The sequence below is a fragment of the Armatimonadota bacterium genome, from assembly GCA_013314775.1.
In the GTDB taxonomy this organism is placed as follows: domain Bacteria; phylum Armatimonadota; class Zipacnadia; order Zipacnadales; family JABUFB01; genus JABUFB01.
In genome coordinates this window covers 304277-318130 of record JABUFB010000008.1, presented here as the reverse complement: position 1 = coordinate 318130, position 13854 = coordinate 304277, and the positions used below count along the sequence as shown (strand labels likewise).

The following is a 13854-nucleotide window of genomic DNA, read 5'->3' as shown; positions in this document are numbered from 1 at the left end:
CACCTCACGTGCCAACTGCTTCAAAACTCAGCCCCGTTCAATACGGCTCGGCGCTACCAGGCCCATCGACCCCGTCCACCGAATCCATTACGGTGGACAGAGCGCGGACCATGCTGCCCGTGAGCGTATGCCATGCCGCTGCCGAACTGACAACGACTACGGCCAGAACCAGCGCATACTCCACGCTGGTGACGCCGTCCTGATCGTTCCAGAACCCGCGGAGCGCCGCCCCCCGTGTCGTGCCTGCCAGAAGCCTCACACACCACTCCAGACTACTCACGCTGCCCATCTCCTCGCCGTTCTATTCTGCCCCGCGTTCGACCCGCTCATCCGCTAGCTAACCTACCTCATCAGCCTTGATGGACTGACGTTGCCGACAGCGCCTCCGGGTCGGATGAAGTCGATAAAGCGCCCGGTGATGCTCTTTGTGCCGCCAGCGTCTACTGCCTCCAGCCAGAAAGCGCCGACCTCAACCACCTCGAAACCCGCGCCGCTGCCGGTTCCGCCGTTGTACCGCACCAAGGGCACCATCATTATCCGCGGGTTATCGGCCCGGAAGTCGCCGAAGGTATCGGTGGCCCATGGAGGGAGTGCCGCGCTGTCGATCCGAGACTGCAGTGCGTTGACCCATTCCCCAACCCTCACGCCGGTATAGGCCGACAAGAGGTCTCCCTGATCGACGCGTTGGGCTTCCCAGTCGTCTTCGGTAGCCGTGCCAGCAAGGAGTTCGGTGAAATCCGCGCCGCCGCGGGGATCGAGAAAACCGAAACTCCCGGGGATGCCGGTTGGCGTATCCTGGATCAGAAGGCTAAGCTGAGTGCCGAACTCCAGCGGTGTCGCTGAATCCACCCAGAGCGGCACGACGCAGGTACTCCCGCCCATGCGCGATGTGACGGCTGACCGCATGACGCGGGTGCCGTGCAGTCCAACGACGGGGAGGAAGTAGTACTGCACGCGGCGCGAGACATTGACCTCCAGAGCTCCGCCGGTTGGGGCAGGTCCCACCTCGGGAATGATCTGTCCACTGGTGTAGACGTTCGTGGTGATCTCGAACTGGGTCTCGGGTGGAACGTTTCGCTCACTGACATCCTGCGCGACAGCGGTCGCGCGCTGAAAACATGGTAACTCCTGGGCTCCCGCCCACGCTCCGGCGTCCGCAATGACCTGGCACTGCTGGCATGCGATGAAAAGAAGACCGAGGTCCACGGCCGCTCCAAGCGCGGCTATTGCAACAGGCATCGCGACGATGATCATGGGCATGATGCCGCCGCGTCGCCTGCCAGGGAAACTCACTGCACCTACGCTGGAACTTTTCACTCTGGTTCACCCCTCCCGATGGGGTTTGGGCCCGCTCGCTGCTCGTACACGCATCGGCTCACGACGTGGCGTGAGTGCCACTACTCGCGGCGAGTGGTGACGCTGGTGTGAAGAAGCTTCACTGCCTCGCCCCGAGGCGTGCTGCCTGTTGCCAGGAACCAACCGAACAGCCCGGGGACGAGAAGCTTGTGCTGATAGCTGACCTCAACCCGAATGAGAGCTCCGTAAGGAGCGGTGTTGGTCACCCCGTCGTCCACAAGAACTTGCCAGGTGTCCGCGGGATAAGACTCGTCGGGCCGGTAAGTCTGGGTAACGGTCAGGCTGCTCGGGTCAAGAACCCCAAGGGATTCCTGAAGACGCGCCTCGACCTGCGCTGGCGTGAGTCCCACCGCTGCTGCGCGTGCCCCTTCGCGCGCCAGATTGTAGAGCTGCCCGGTCGTGCTGATGAGGTATCCGAATTCGATCATGCCGAACAGGATAACCATGAGAATGGGCAGGACCATCGCCAACTCGACCGTGGCCATTCCCCGACTGCGGCGGAGGCTTCGCGACACGACTGTGTTGATCATCTCAAATCACCCCGTCTCTCTCAAAGAGCCGCTGCCCCCGCGCGGACTGTTCTGATTTCTATCTGAGGCTGGTTTCTTCCCCAGAGCCGTTGCTCAATTTCGCTGAACTAAACGAGAGCATCGCTCTCTATTCGCTCTTTTTGACATCAAATCATGAGCTTCTTGAGTACAGGATCTATTCTATGCAAAAGCCAACTCCGTTCAATCCATGTTCAAGAAAGAAAACCTAAAGATTCTATATAGTCTTCTGTCCACCAATTTCAGACATTAGTACAGCAGTCTGCCGTAAAAGTCACACTCCGTCGGAACCTGTGCTAACAGCCGCAGGGAGAAAACAGCGTCGGCTCCGTAAGGGCTCCCGGACCCTAGCAGGGAACAGCCCCGAGATAGGCGAATACGTGGCGGGAAGTCGCGGCCACGGTGCCGGCAAAACCTCTCGGAGGTGGACTTATGCCCGTTCGCAGTTTCGGCGAGCGAGAGCTTGAGAACGTCAGGAAGGTGCTGGAGTCGGGGCAGTTGTCGTGTCTCGGTGGGGGACAGTTCACCGCCCGGTTCGAGGAGGCATTCGCCGGAGCACACGGCGCTCGCTACGGGGTGGCGATGAACTCGGCGATGTCCGTCTTGCATGCATCCGTGATCGCCGCCGGAGCAGGTGCTGGGGATGAGGTCCTGTGCGATCCCGTGTGTGTGTTTGGGGCAATGGCGGTGATGTACAACAATGCGGTTCCGGTCTTCGTGGACGTCAACCCGGTCACGTGGAATATGGACCCGGACTGTATTGAGGCTTGCATTACCGATCGCACCAAGGCGCTCATCGTGACTCACGTCTGCGGTCTCGCGGCCGAGATGGACCGGATCGTGGAGATCGCCCATCGCAACGGTCTGCTGGTTATCGAGGACTGCGCCCACGCGGTGCTGTGCCGTTACAAGGGGAGGTTTGTAGGCACCTGGGGCGATATCGGCTCTTTCAGTTTCCAGGCCAGCAAACAGCTTGGCCTGGGTGACGGCGGAATGGCGATTACGAACCGCGAGGATCTGGCGAAAGAACTGGCGCTACACGCTGGAGCGCCCACCTTCCTTTCCGTGGCCCACGGGCTGCACTTCAACTATCGGATAACTGAGCCGATCGCGGCAATCGGACTGGCCCAGTTGGAGGTGGTGGCAGGCTACATCGAGACAATGAAATGCAACGCGGCCGCATACGATGCCGCTGTTGCCGACTGCGACTGGATCACCCTGCAGAGAGGCCCGGAAGGCTCGGACCACACATTCCACCTGTGGGGCGCCAATTTCAATGGCGCGGAAAGGGGCATTTCGCGAGACGATTTTTCGCGGGTCCTGCAGGAGGAGGGTTGTGGAGTGAGCCTGGGATACACCAACATGCCCGCATATGACCATCCTCTCATACGGAACCGGATGGGCTACGGCCGGGGCTGCCCGCTGGACTGCCCCCTCTACCAGGGATCGGGCAACCAATACCCGCGCGGCCTGTGTCCACAGGCGGAGGCGCTATTCCCGCGGATCATGCTGGCCTACCCGTTCCAGGCCGAAGACGCTGCGAAGGCCGACGCCGAGCGCCTACACAACGCGGTTGGGAGACTGTGCTGATGCCGCCCGGTGCCCGGATAAAGGTCGCCTGGACCTACGATGCGGGGCTGCATGCCCAACTCAATGCCTGCGGACGGAATTACTGGCACCGGTACTGCGAGGAGATACTCAACCGTCTTGGCGTGAACGCTGACTCTCTGCCGCCTGCCCTTCTGGCTGACGAAGAGCGCCTCTCCGGGTACCGCGTCCTCATCGCGGGCGGCATGGATTGCACATCTTTCGACCCGGCGGCTGCATCAGTCCTCATGGACTGGATTTCCGGTGGCGGCACGCTCATCGGTTTTGCGTGCGGAGGACTGAATGAGGTCTTTGGAATTGAGGGCGGAGACTGGTGGCGGCAGAGCCCCGATGAATTCAGCATCTGCGCCTATCTGGAACTGACCGAGACACCGGTCACGCAGGGCATCCATTCGGACCTGCATCCCGACCAGCCATTGATTGCGGTATCACCGGTGCGTCTCGTTATGCCGCGTGGCGCCGAGACGATAGCTCGACTGCTGCGACCAGCACCGGATGATCCCGGTCGGGGCAGGGCCGCACTCCCCACTGGCTTCGCAGCCATCACCGGCCGCGACGTTGGGGCAGGGCACGCATTCTACTTCGCATTCGACGTGGCGCAGACGATGTGGGCGGTCCACCAGGGACGTCCGGTCGAAGCCGACTTCGACGGAGACGGATACCTGCGAGCTATGGACGCCAGGATCATCGAGCAGAACCAGCGCGAAGTGGGCTACAGTGATGAGCTCCACTTTCTGCTGCAGAATATGATCGGCCGCCAGCCGGTACCGATGATCCACCAGATCCCGCCGGCGGATGGTGAAGTGGCCGACGCTCTGATCTCCTTCGGAGGCGACGACGAAGGCACTCCTGAATATCAGGTGACAGCCTCCGATTTCATGCGCAGCCGCGGACTGCCATACCATATCAACTGCATGCCGGTTGAGGGACGTTTCGCCCTGAGCGCCGATGAAATCAGGCACATTGAGGGCAACGGTCACGAGCTTTCGCTGCACTATGATTTCATGGCGGGTTTTGACCACCCAACCGGTTTCACGCGGGAGGATGTGCGCCGGCAGTCGGCCCTGTTCAAGGAGGTCTTCGGGCGTCCGGCGGTGTGTTCGGTGAACCACTGGGTGCGCTGGGTCGGCTGGTGTGAACCGGCGCGGTGGATGGCTGAGGAAGGGCAGCTTGGTGATAATAGCTGGATGGGACTGATATCGCCGCCGGTCAACCCGGTGAATAGCATCGACCTCTCCTTCGGAACCGCCTTCCCGCGACGCGTCTGGGATGACTGGCGAAACGGGAACGAGCGTATCGACTTCGTGGAGGAACATATCGGTGCATACGAGGTGGGGTATCTGCAGGATGAGACGGATCCTGCGAGAATCCACGAGGCCGTGGACCTCGCCCTGCGATACCGACTGACCCTGGGGTTTTTCTACCACCCGATATACCTGGCGACTTTCCCTGCATGCCGCGCGGCAGTGGATGAGCTGCTGCGGTATCTGGCTGAGCGCAAGGCAACCTGCGTTTTCATGGGCAGCGACGAACTTGCCCGCTGGTGGCTGGCAAGGGCCGAAGCAACTGTTGAGGATGTGCGCGAGGTAGACGGACGCGTCTGCTTCCGGGCGACCTGCAATTACCAGGGTGGTTTCGTGGTGAAAGTCTGTACGGGCGAGACACCCGCCGTGTCGGCGATAGTGAACGGTGAGTGCGCGCCGGTGCGGATAGCACGGGAGTTCGGCGCGCACTGGGCCTTCATCGCCTTGCCGCCCGGTGCGCATGATGTGGTCCTCGCCGCCGCAACATGTGAAGACGGAGGCCTCGGATGAAGACAACCTGTGCCGCCGCGATAGTACTGGGAGTGACGCTCGCAATGACCGCACAAGCACAGAAACCCCTACTGCCTGTCGTTGAGGTCCAGGAGACAGTGTACACATACGAGCCGGCGAACAACGGCGCGGGGCCGATGTGGTGCTACGGCTCGACATGCATTGCGCGTATCGGTGACGACGTGTTCGTCAGTGGATTGGAAACCCTGAAAGACCAAAAGCCGCTGAACAACACGCGTTGGATGCTTTTCAAGCGTGGCTCGACGGGCTGGGACCTGATGCAGGCGGACCCGACAGGCCGCACCCGGGAGGGTTGTCCCATCGGCGCTTTCCCGGACGGCCGGCTCTTCATCTCGGCCAACCCGACGCTCACGGAGCCCGGCGCATACAACGGCCCGGCCCAGCCGCAGGTGCTCCAGTTCTCAGCGGCTTCACCGACGGACCCGCCGCAGGTGTTGCTGCCGGCATGGGAGGGTTCGCCGGGATTCACCGAGCACTCGTATCGGGGGTTCGCAGCTGACGGACCTGGGAACGAACTCCTGCTCCTCAATATCCTGCTGCACGAGGCGCAGCACTGGAGCTTCCGCGACCGCCAGGGGAACTGGTCCAAGTGCGGCAGGCTGGTGTTCCCGATGGGCGTGGATTACGAGGTGCCGGAACCGATCCGCCTGTGTTACCCGGTGGTGGCGCTGAAGAACCGCGCGGCGCACGTCTTGGCAATCAGCGACATCATTGAGCCGGTGAAAGCCTGGCGCGAGTACAAGCTGGAACTGAACAACGGGCGAACCTGGGACTACGATTTCCGACGGTTGTTCTACGCATGGACGCCGGATATCGTCAACGAGCCGTTCAGCGAGTGGGTGGAGATAGCCAGCCGAGAGAAGACCGCGGGGCACATCACGAACCTGGACATTTCGGTGGACGAGAGCGGCCGGGCGCACCTGCTTTGGCTGGATCAGAGCGTGTGGAACCCCAAGGTGCGGGACAAGTTCTTCCCGGATGTCCCCATCACCTACTCACTGGAGACTTGTGTGGTGGACAGTGGACAGGTAGTGCAGCGGAGGACCATTGCCGAAGGCGGAGAGGGGAAGTCGTCAGTGATCCCCGGCTACGCGCGTTTCCAGAAAACACCTGATGGCAGGCTCTTCGTATTCTATTACTGCTCGGGCACCGATGAAACCGGCAAAGGCATCGCGGAGAACCGCGTGGTCGAACTCTTTCCCGATGGGACCGTGGGCACGCCCGTGCGCGTGCCTCTGCAGGCACCGTTCACCAGTTTTATGACTGCCACCGAACGCGGCGGCTCGCCCCCGAGTGAAGTGCTTGACGTGCTCGGGCAGGCCAACGGCATGCCTGGGCTTACCTATGCCCGCATCAGACTGCTGAACGAGGTGCTGGCGGACTTCACATGGACTGCGCGCCAGTCGGAAGCAGGCGCGGTGCTGAACCTCGATGCGACCCATTCAGTTGCGGCGCAGGGCGAGATCGCCGGTTACACGTGGGACATCGGCGGAAATGAGGTGACGGGCAGACAGGTCCAGTATGCGCTCGCGGAGAGCGGACCCGTGACGGTGACGCTCACGGTACGGGATGCAGCGGGCCACGAAGCCTCCTCGACGCGCACGGTGCAGATGCCCCCAACTCCAGGGGACTTTGGGCTCGCCAAATGGGGGCTTGTCCTGCGAACCGAGTCTGAGGGGTTCGTGGCTCAGGGCGGCGGGGACATACAGTTGCGCAATGACAAGCTGAATGCGTCGGGGCTGTCGCTGTCCCACTGGAACACCCAGGATCACTGGCTGGAGTGGGAATTGGACATCCCACAGGAAGGCGAGTATTTCCTGGTGGCCCGTTACGCCACGCCCGAGAACGCCACGCGCATCCTGAGACTAAACGGGCAGGAAGTGGCCATGCGGTTCCCGTCTTCAGGAGGGTATGGGTCCCAGGGCGCGGACAATTGGGCGTACGCGGTTCTCCGGGGGGATGCAGGAGAGCCGGTCGCATTCAAGCTAAATGCGGGCAGGCATGCGGTTCGACTGCGCAATCCGGACGGGACCGGGTTGAACCTCGACTATCTGGACTGGATATCGAACACTGATGGCCCAAGAGAAGTCCCGGGCTACCGTATCGTCGATGAGGACGGCTACCGGTACGGGTTGCCGCTCCGGGGATCTCTGGTAGCGGGGAAGATCACGGGCGAGTTGGGCCACTGCTACACGTACCTTCTGGGGCCACGATACCCCGGCGACGGGATCCCGGGCGGCCTCCCGTCTACGCTGCGGCTCTACGAGGATGGAAAAGAGCTTGGCCCTGCCCACGCGCCCCACGTGGACGTGCGTGAGAAGGGGAACGGACGATACTCCCACTGGGTGACCGGCCTGTGGTTCTCGGCGTCAGACAATTCCGACCCGCGCACCAATGGCAAGAAATACACGTGGGAGATAGACGAATAGTGAAACGGAAATGGGGTGCTGACATCGAGTTTGATTCCCATCCTTACTCGGTGCCTGCATCCGTCTCCCTGAAACCCGACCTGTTCTAGCCGCGAGAGGAGGCTTGCTTATGACATCCCTGGTCCTCGCCATTGCCCTGATTGCCCTTTTTCTTTCCGCCTGCTCCGCGCAGCAGCCAGAAGTGCCGAACGCGCAGATGGGCAGCCTGTATCCCTTCGTACGCGCGACCGCTGCCGGCTCCCCGCTGGACCTGTCATTTCTCAATGACCGGTTCACCGACGTGGAAGCATGGAAAGCCCAGGGCCGGGCGAAAGTCCTGGAACTGCTGCAGTACTCCCCGCCGGAGTGCGACCCGAATGCGGAATTGCTGGAGCGCGTGGACTGCGGGGAGTACGTGCGTGAGAAGATTGCTTTCAACACCACGCCGGACATCCGGGTGCCGGCATACGTGCTGATCCCTAAAGGCTTCCCCGGACCGCGCCCGGCGGTAGTGCTCCTGCATGACCACGGAGCGTTCTTCGTGTGGGGGAAGGAGAAGCTTATTGGCCTGCCGGGTGAACACCCCGCGCTCACCAAGTTCAAGACCACGAGCTACTCGGGGCGCTCGGTGGGGGATGAGCTTGCGAAACGCGGCTATGTAGTGGTCGCCATCGACATGTTCTATTGGGGCGAGAGGCGGATGCTCCTGCCAGGCGATCCGCCTGTCTGGCACGAGCGCGAGAAGATGACGGAGGAAGACGTGGCGGCTTTCAACCGGCGCTCGGGGGCGGGAACGACCATTGCCGCCACGGGACTGTTCGAAGCGGGGATCACCTGGTCGGGTGTCATGTTCACCGACGACCTGCGCACCGTGGACTACATCGCCACCCGCCCGGAAGTGGATCCGGATCGCATCGCGTGCTGCGGTCTGTCGGTGGGCGGATTCCGGTCGGCGCATCTGGCCGGCCTTCACCCGCGGATCAAAGCAGCTGTCGTGGTTGGCTGGATGAGTACCTACGAGTCGATGCTGCAGAACCATCTCACAAGCATTGGTTTCATGAAGGTGATCCCCGGCATGTACCGCCACATGGACCTGCCGGACATCGCATCCATGAGCGTGCCCGGGGCGCTGATGGTAATCAACGGAATCCGGGACACGCTTTTCCCGCTGGACGGAGTGCATGCGGCGTTCGACAAGATCGCCCGGGTGTACGCCAAGGCCGGGGTGCCCGAAAAGTTCCGCGGCATCACTTATGACGGCCCGCACGAGTTCAATGCCCAAATGCAGGATGAGGCCCTCGCGTGGCTGGACAGGTGGCTTGAGCCTCAACGGTAGAGAGGGATGGGGAAACTGCGGGCCTCCGGCAGGCGTTCTTGCAGTGGTCGACAGGACCGCAGCCACTGCATCATCCACGGAGGAGCCGCTCGCATGCGGAACCGTTCGCGCCTGGTATGTCTACTGCTGGCAGCCCTTCCTGGCCTGTGCCCGGGAGACGTGGTGCGTTCCACCGGCATCATGGAAGGCACACCGTACGCCACGAAACTGTATGAGCGCTCGTCGGGAGTGCCCGGCCCGACGATCGTCATCATCGGCGGTCTTCACGGCAATGAGCCCGCCGGTTACCTCGCGGCGCGACGATTGGCCAACTGGAAGTGCCTGAGCGGGACCCTCGTGGTCCTGCCCGAGGCGCACATCGAGGCCATCCGGCGCAAGGTGCGGGCGTATCCGGGCAACATGAACTCAATGTTCCCGGGGAGAGAGAACGGCACCAGTATGGAGCGGCTGGCCTTTGAGATCTGGCGCAAGGCGGTGGTCGCCTACAAGCCGGACCTACTGCTGACTCTCCATGAGTCCCTGGATTTCCACGTACTCGACCCCAGCCGGTACGGCCAGAGCCTGGTGTATGACTTCCGTGAGCTCGACCCTCTGATGCAACGTGCGCTTGACCGGGTGAACCCCGACATTCCAGTTCCTCTGCACAGGTTCGTGCTCTTCCCAATTGCGTTCAAAGGGTGCCCGACGTATTCGGCCTGGAAGTGGCTCCGGGTACCGGCCACCAGCATCGAAACCTCACGCACGCTGGACCTCAACACACGTGTCGCCTACCAGCTCATGATGTGCATGGGGTTCCTGGACGAGTTCGGGATGGACTATGCTCAGCAGGACGTGCCCTATCTCAGCACGCGCGGATGAAAGGCACGACCACTGCAGACCAGGGGACCGGCATCGGATCAGAAACGGCCCCGGGCACAGGCATCGATCTCGATATGGCATGATCTCGGAGGCCAGTCCCCAGGGCCGGGGGCGAATCACAGGGCCGTGCAGGACAGACGACAGGTCAATCGGCCCCGTGCGCTACTTCTCCAGCAGCTCCAGCTTTACGTTGTCCACGTAGAACGCCACCGGCTCCACCGCATTGCTCACGAAGCCGACCCACTGCAGCGTCCGCATGGCCGCGTTCCCCGGTAGGTCTCTCAAGGCAATCTCCGGCTGTCCCGGGATCACCACGCGCAGGTCCCACAGTCCGTCGGCTTTCTTTCCAAGCCCTTCGGTGATCTCGATGTGTACCCACGTGTCAGCCGGGATCGTGGCAATCCGTGCGCCGCGCGCGGTGAGGGTCCCGTCTGCGTCGATGACAATGCTCGGGCCTGTGCGGAACGGGCTGGATCCATCGCGCCATTCATGGGCGAGGATCGCTCCATCCTGCATGCGCACGTCGAAGCTCACGCGCACCAGACCGCTGGTGAGATGGGGCATGTAGTAGATGTGGGGGTTCCAGGTCTCATCGAGTCCCGCTGCATCCTGAAACTTCAGGCTGTGCCTGCCGGACGCCGCCTGCTCGTCCGTTACCCGTATCCAGGCCGTATCCGTCTCTCCGTGGGTGTTCGGCCCATCGGCGGTAACGCCCACGGGGGATGTCTCGAACCCGTCATCTACGAGCTGCGGTTGTTCCTGTGGCACCTGTGAGAAGTCCAGCCGCGGCGACTGAAGGTCTCGCGCAGCAGCCACCAATTCGGGCGGGCTCGTGATGCCACAAGCGCTCAGATCGAAGGGCTGAAAGCCAAGGGCGAGGGCCGGCGACCCCGGCTTCAGGCGGAAGTCCCGCGCTTCAGGGGCCATGAAGAGTGGGTCGGCCACAACGGAATTCACGTCAAGGCCTTTCGCGCGCCATTCGTCCAGGGTCAGGTCACCCGGGAAGACGAGCGGCTCCCCGTTGGTCTGCCAGAACACATTGTAGTCGGACTCGAGGTCGCACTCGCGGCGGATGAGGTCGCCGTGGTCGAAGTAGACGATGTTGCGCTCAAGCTTGATGCTGGAATCCTTGTCGCGGCGGCCAAGGTGAATCTGGCTGCTATGGCCGAATGCGAAGATGTTGTTGCGCACCAAAAGCCTCTGTCCGTAGTGCACGGTGAGGCACCCGTGGAGCACGTCATGCACGAGGTTGTTCTCGATGACAATGTCGCTGCTGCCCTCGTCCGGATAGATCCCACCAGCGGTGACGTCGTGGATGTGATTGTGGTGAATGCGGGTGCCGGGTGAGACGCCGAGGGTGTAGATCGCACCCATGTCGGGCTGGAGCCACTTGCCGATCCCGTGCAGATGGTTGTAGCTGATGTCGTTACGGTGAGCCTGGGTCTCGGCATAGCCCCAACTCCAGCCCACTGAGATGCCCATCCAGGTGGTGTCGCTGATGTCATTGTGTGTGATCTGATTGTCGCTGGAATGGCCTACCCAGACGCCGCCCACCGCGCCCCCGTAGACTTTCCCAGAACCGTGGATGAGGTTGTTGGTGACGATATTGCCGCCAGTCTGGGTCTCGAGTGTCGGCGCGCGACCACCTTCACCGAGACGCACTGCGCCCGCGCCCATGTCGTAGATGTGGTTGCCCGCGATGCGGTTGCCCTTGCAACCGCGCTTGAACCAAATGCCGTACAGGCCGAAGTGAGCGATCTCGCAGTTCTCGACGGCGCAGTGGACCGCACCGTTTGCGTGGATCATGCCCGGCACGTCGTGGGCTGCCTGCCAATCGCAGTGCCCCTCGGGCTCCAGTTCGCAGCCTCCGAACATGAAGCGCAGGCCTTCGAATCTGATGTTGGCAACAACCATGCCGGCGTCGGGTTCGCCGGCAAGCACGATGAGCTGGTCGCAAACTGGCGCCGCGAAAGCAGTTGTGTTGGGGTCTTCACCGGGCAGGGGGATGTAGTAGACCTGCGAGCAGTCAGGACTCAGGCACCACTCGCCCGGCTCATCCAGCGCGGAGACCGTGCCCTCCACGTAGTAGGGCTGCTTACCCTCCTGCTGGGTGAAAGGCCACTTGGTGGCATTGCCCACGTGAACCGTGTTGGTCTCGGTATCGACCCGCTTGATGGGGTAGATGCCGGTCTCCCAGGCGTAGTGGACCACCACGTTTGCATTCAGGACATCGGGCCAGTTCTGGATGTCCCCGGGGACGAAGCGAAAGGCGGATTTCGAGACATCAACGGACCTGCCGGTTATGGGGTCAATCGGTGGGACCGCCTTGCCGGCCATGCGGAATGTGCCGGTATTCGGGCTGCGGGCAAGCCGCCGGCGTTCGCCGCCCACGAACAACTGGCGGAACTTCAGCGGATCCCGGAGGACTTGCGGCGCGTCGGCGACCCAGCGCCCAGTGTTGGCCTCAGGCCGCCAGCCGGTGATCCTCTGTGCGCCGGAAATGATGGGTTTTTCGCCGGGATACGCGGTGTAGGTGATCGGACTGTCCTCGGTGCCGGAATCTTCGGGGCCGAACAGGACAGGCGCGGATAGTTCGTAGGTCCCGGCCCGCAGTTGCACGGTCACCGGGCCGGGGAGTGTGCCGTCGTCCCTTCTGAGCGCGCGGACGGCATCCCGTGCGCCTGCGAGGGTCGCCACGGGGCCGTTCTTCCCGGCACCGTCAGGACTAGGCCGCAGACCGGTGCAGGTGTCGTCGCCCTGCGGGGAGACATAGAGCGTCACCGGCTCGGCGGAAGACGTGACCGCGCAGGCGAGTAACCCAAGGACCACCGAGAATCCCCAAGGGTAACGAAGTAACAGCCGGGCGCCGCTGAGTGTGGTCATGTCATTCTCTCCTGATGTCAAAGCGCTAGCGCGTCGTGGCCTTTGCGCTGTCCCGCTATCCTCCAAACAGCTTCCGTATCTCGTCGAACTCTCCCTCGGCGAGCAGGGCTCCGTAGGGCGTCCAGAAGCTGAAGTCGCGCCAGGCCGCCCAGACGTCTCCCGTCTTGCCGGCATGCTCAAGCTGGTGGTTCAGGAACGCCTGCTCGGCGCGCAAGAATGCTTTTCGCCGGCTTTCGTCCCAGGTGGGCATGTTCAAAGCGAGCGTGCCCAGGCGGTGGACCATCACGTCGCATAGCCGCCGGCCCAGTTCCGCTGAACTGTCGCGCTTGGCGTCCTCGCCGCCGATCCCCTGGTATGGTGGATAGCCTTCCAGTTGATCCAGGTCCACCAGGTCGGGCTTCAGCGCCATCATGAGGGATGTCTCGAAATGCCCGCCGTGGTCGCCGGTGTATCCCGCGTCCAGGGCGAGGATGTATTCGGGCGTGCCCAAAATCGGCACGTCCAGGCGCTGCATATTGCGGATTGCGGTCTCCCGGACGATCATCTGCTGCGAGGCCCCGTAGTGGCCGGTGAGGATGATGATGGCGCGGAAACCGTTGCGCACCAGTTCGGCGCAGAGACTGGACAGCCACGGCTCCAGCAGGCGGGAGGTCATAGTAGGCTCAGGTTCCATGACAATGGTGTGGGGCTGATCGACCCCACCGACTCCTCCGAACAGAGGCGGCAGGACGACCCCGGCGAAACGCTGAGCCGCCTCGACGCAGAGCGCGTGAGCCTTCACGGCATCCAGCCCCAGGGCGTTCTGGCGTCCGTGCCATTCGAGGGTGCCGATGGGGACGAGAGCCGTCGGGCAGCGCTCAAGCGCAGCCTCAAGCTCGAAAGGGAGCATGAGTTCGTACTGGACTTTGGCAGGCATCGCACACCTCCAGACGCTGAAACCAGGACCGTCCCAGGTGTGTTCGCCTGCCGAGCGGCAAGTCCTCCAGGCAGGTTTGCGGGGCGATGGCGAGAAAGCTTTGATA

10 protein-coding genes are annotated in these 13854 nt (G+C 62.5%); 5 read left to right on the top strand and 5 right to left on the bottom strand.

Going from position 1 to position 13854, the window contains the following annotated elements:
• Positions 1-37: 37 nt before the first annotated feature.
• The 3 genes from HPY44_08755 to HPY44_08745 form a co-directional block, all read right to left on the bottom strand.
• Positions 38-280 (bottom strand): hypothetical protein, encoded by a 243-nt coding sequence (locus HPY44_08755; GenBank protein ID NSW56090.1) that lies wholly within the window; start codon positions 278-280, stop codon positions 38-40.
• Between the two features lie 62 nt (positions 281-342).
• Positions 343-1317, bottom strand: a complete 975-nt coding sequence (locus HPY44_08750; protein NSW56089.1) for a hypothetical protein — start codon at positions 1315-1317, stop codon at positions 343-345.
• Between the two features lie 80 nt (positions 1318-1397).
• Positions 1398-1886 carry a pilus assembly protein gene (locus tag HPY44_08745; GenBank protein ID NSW56088.1) on the bottom strand — a complete coding sequence of 163 codons (489 nt, stop codon included), beginning with the start codon at positions 1884-1886 and terminating at the stop codon, positions 1398-1400.
• 450 nt (positions 1887-2336) lie between these two features.
• Between HPY44_08745 and HPY44_08740 the strand changes: the two genes are divergently transcribed.
• The 5 genes from HPY44_08740 to HPY44_08720 all read left to right on the top strand — a co-directional run bounded on the left by HPY44_08740 (position 2337) and on the right by HPY44_08720 (position 9949).
• The gene (locus HPY44_08740; GenBank protein ID NSW56087.1) at positions 2337-3494 is read left to right on the top strand and encodes a DegT/DnrJ/EryC1/StrS family aminotransferase; all 1158 of its coding nucleotides are present in this window, start codon (positions 2337-2339) and stop codon (positions 3492-3494) included.
• Positions 3494-5326, top strand: coding sequence for a hypothetical protein (locus HPY44_08735; protein ID NSW56086.1), 1833 nt, complete (start codon positions 3494-3496; stop codon positions 5324-5326). The genes HPY44_08740 and HPY44_08735 overlap by 1 nt, the downstream gene beginning before the upstream one ends.
• A complete protein-coding gene (locus HPY44_08730) occupies positions 5323-7776 on the top strand; it encodes a hypothetical protein (protein ID NSW56085.1) in 2454 nt (817 codons plus the stop codon). The genes HPY44_08735 and HPY44_08730 overlap by 4 nt, the downstream gene beginning before the upstream one ends.
• 109 nt (positions 7777-7885) lie before the next feature.
• Complete coding sequence (locus tag HPY44_08725) at positions 7886-9091, top strand: acetylxylan esterase (protein ID NSW56084.1); 1206 nt, start codon at positions 7886-7888, stop codon at positions 9089-9091.
• 93 nt (positions 9092-9184) lie between these two features.
• A complete protein-coding gene (locus HPY44_08720; protein ID NSW56083.1) occupies positions 9185-9949 on the top strand; it encodes a succinylglutamate desuccinylase/aspartoacylase family protein in 765 nt (254 codons plus the stop codon).
• 162 nt (positions 9950-10111) lie between these two features.
• Here the strand turns inward: HPY44_08720 and HPY44_08715 are convergent, their stop codons facing one another.
• The gene (locus tag HPY44_08715; protein ID NSW56082.1) at positions 10112-12832 is read right to left on the bottom strand and encodes a right-handed parallel beta-helix repeat-containing protein; all 2721 of its coding nucleotides are present in this window, start codon (positions 12830-12832) and stop codon (positions 10112-10114) included.
• A gap of 55 nt (positions 12833-12887) precedes the next feature.
• The gene (locus tag HPY44_08710) at positions 12888-13748 is read right to left on the bottom strand and encodes a creatininase family protein (protein NSW56081.1); all 861 of its coding nucleotides are present in this window, start codon (positions 13746-13748) and stop codon (positions 12888-12890) included.
• Between the last annotated feature and the right edge of the window lie 106 nt (positions 13749-13854).

Coding starts and splice junctions, on each gene's coding strand:
- HPY44_08710 (NSW56081.1), bottom strand. CDS start 13,748: ATGCCTGCCAAAGTCCAGTACGAACTCATGCTCCCTTTCGAGCTTGAG.
- HPY44_08745 (NSW56088.1), bottom strand. CDS start 1,886: ATGATCAACACAGTCGTGTCGCGAAGCCTCCGCCGCAGTCGGGGAATG.
- HPY44_08715 (NSW56082.1), bottom strand. CDS start 12,832: ATGACCACACTCAGCGGCGCCCGGCTGTTACTTCGTTACCCTTGGGGA.
- HPY44_08725 (NSW56084.1), top strand. CDS start 7,886: ATGACATCCCTGGTCCTCGCCATTGCCCTGATTGCCCTTTTTCTTTCC.
- HPY44_08740 (NSW56087.1), top strand. CDS start 2,337: ATGCCCGTTCGCAGTTTCGGCGAGCGAGAGCTTGAGAACGTCAGGAAG.
- HPY44_08720 (NSW56083.1), top strand. CDS start 9,185: ATGCGGAACCGTTCGCGCCTGGTATGTCTACTGCTGGCAGCCCTTCCT.
- HPY44_08730 (NSW56085.1), top strand. CDS start 5,323: ATGAAGACAACCTGTGCCGCCGCGATAGTACTGGGAGTGACGCTCGCA.
- HPY44_08735 (NSW56086.1), top strand. CDS start 3,494: ATGCCGCCCGGTGCCCGGATAAAGGTCGCCTGGACCTACGATGCGGGG.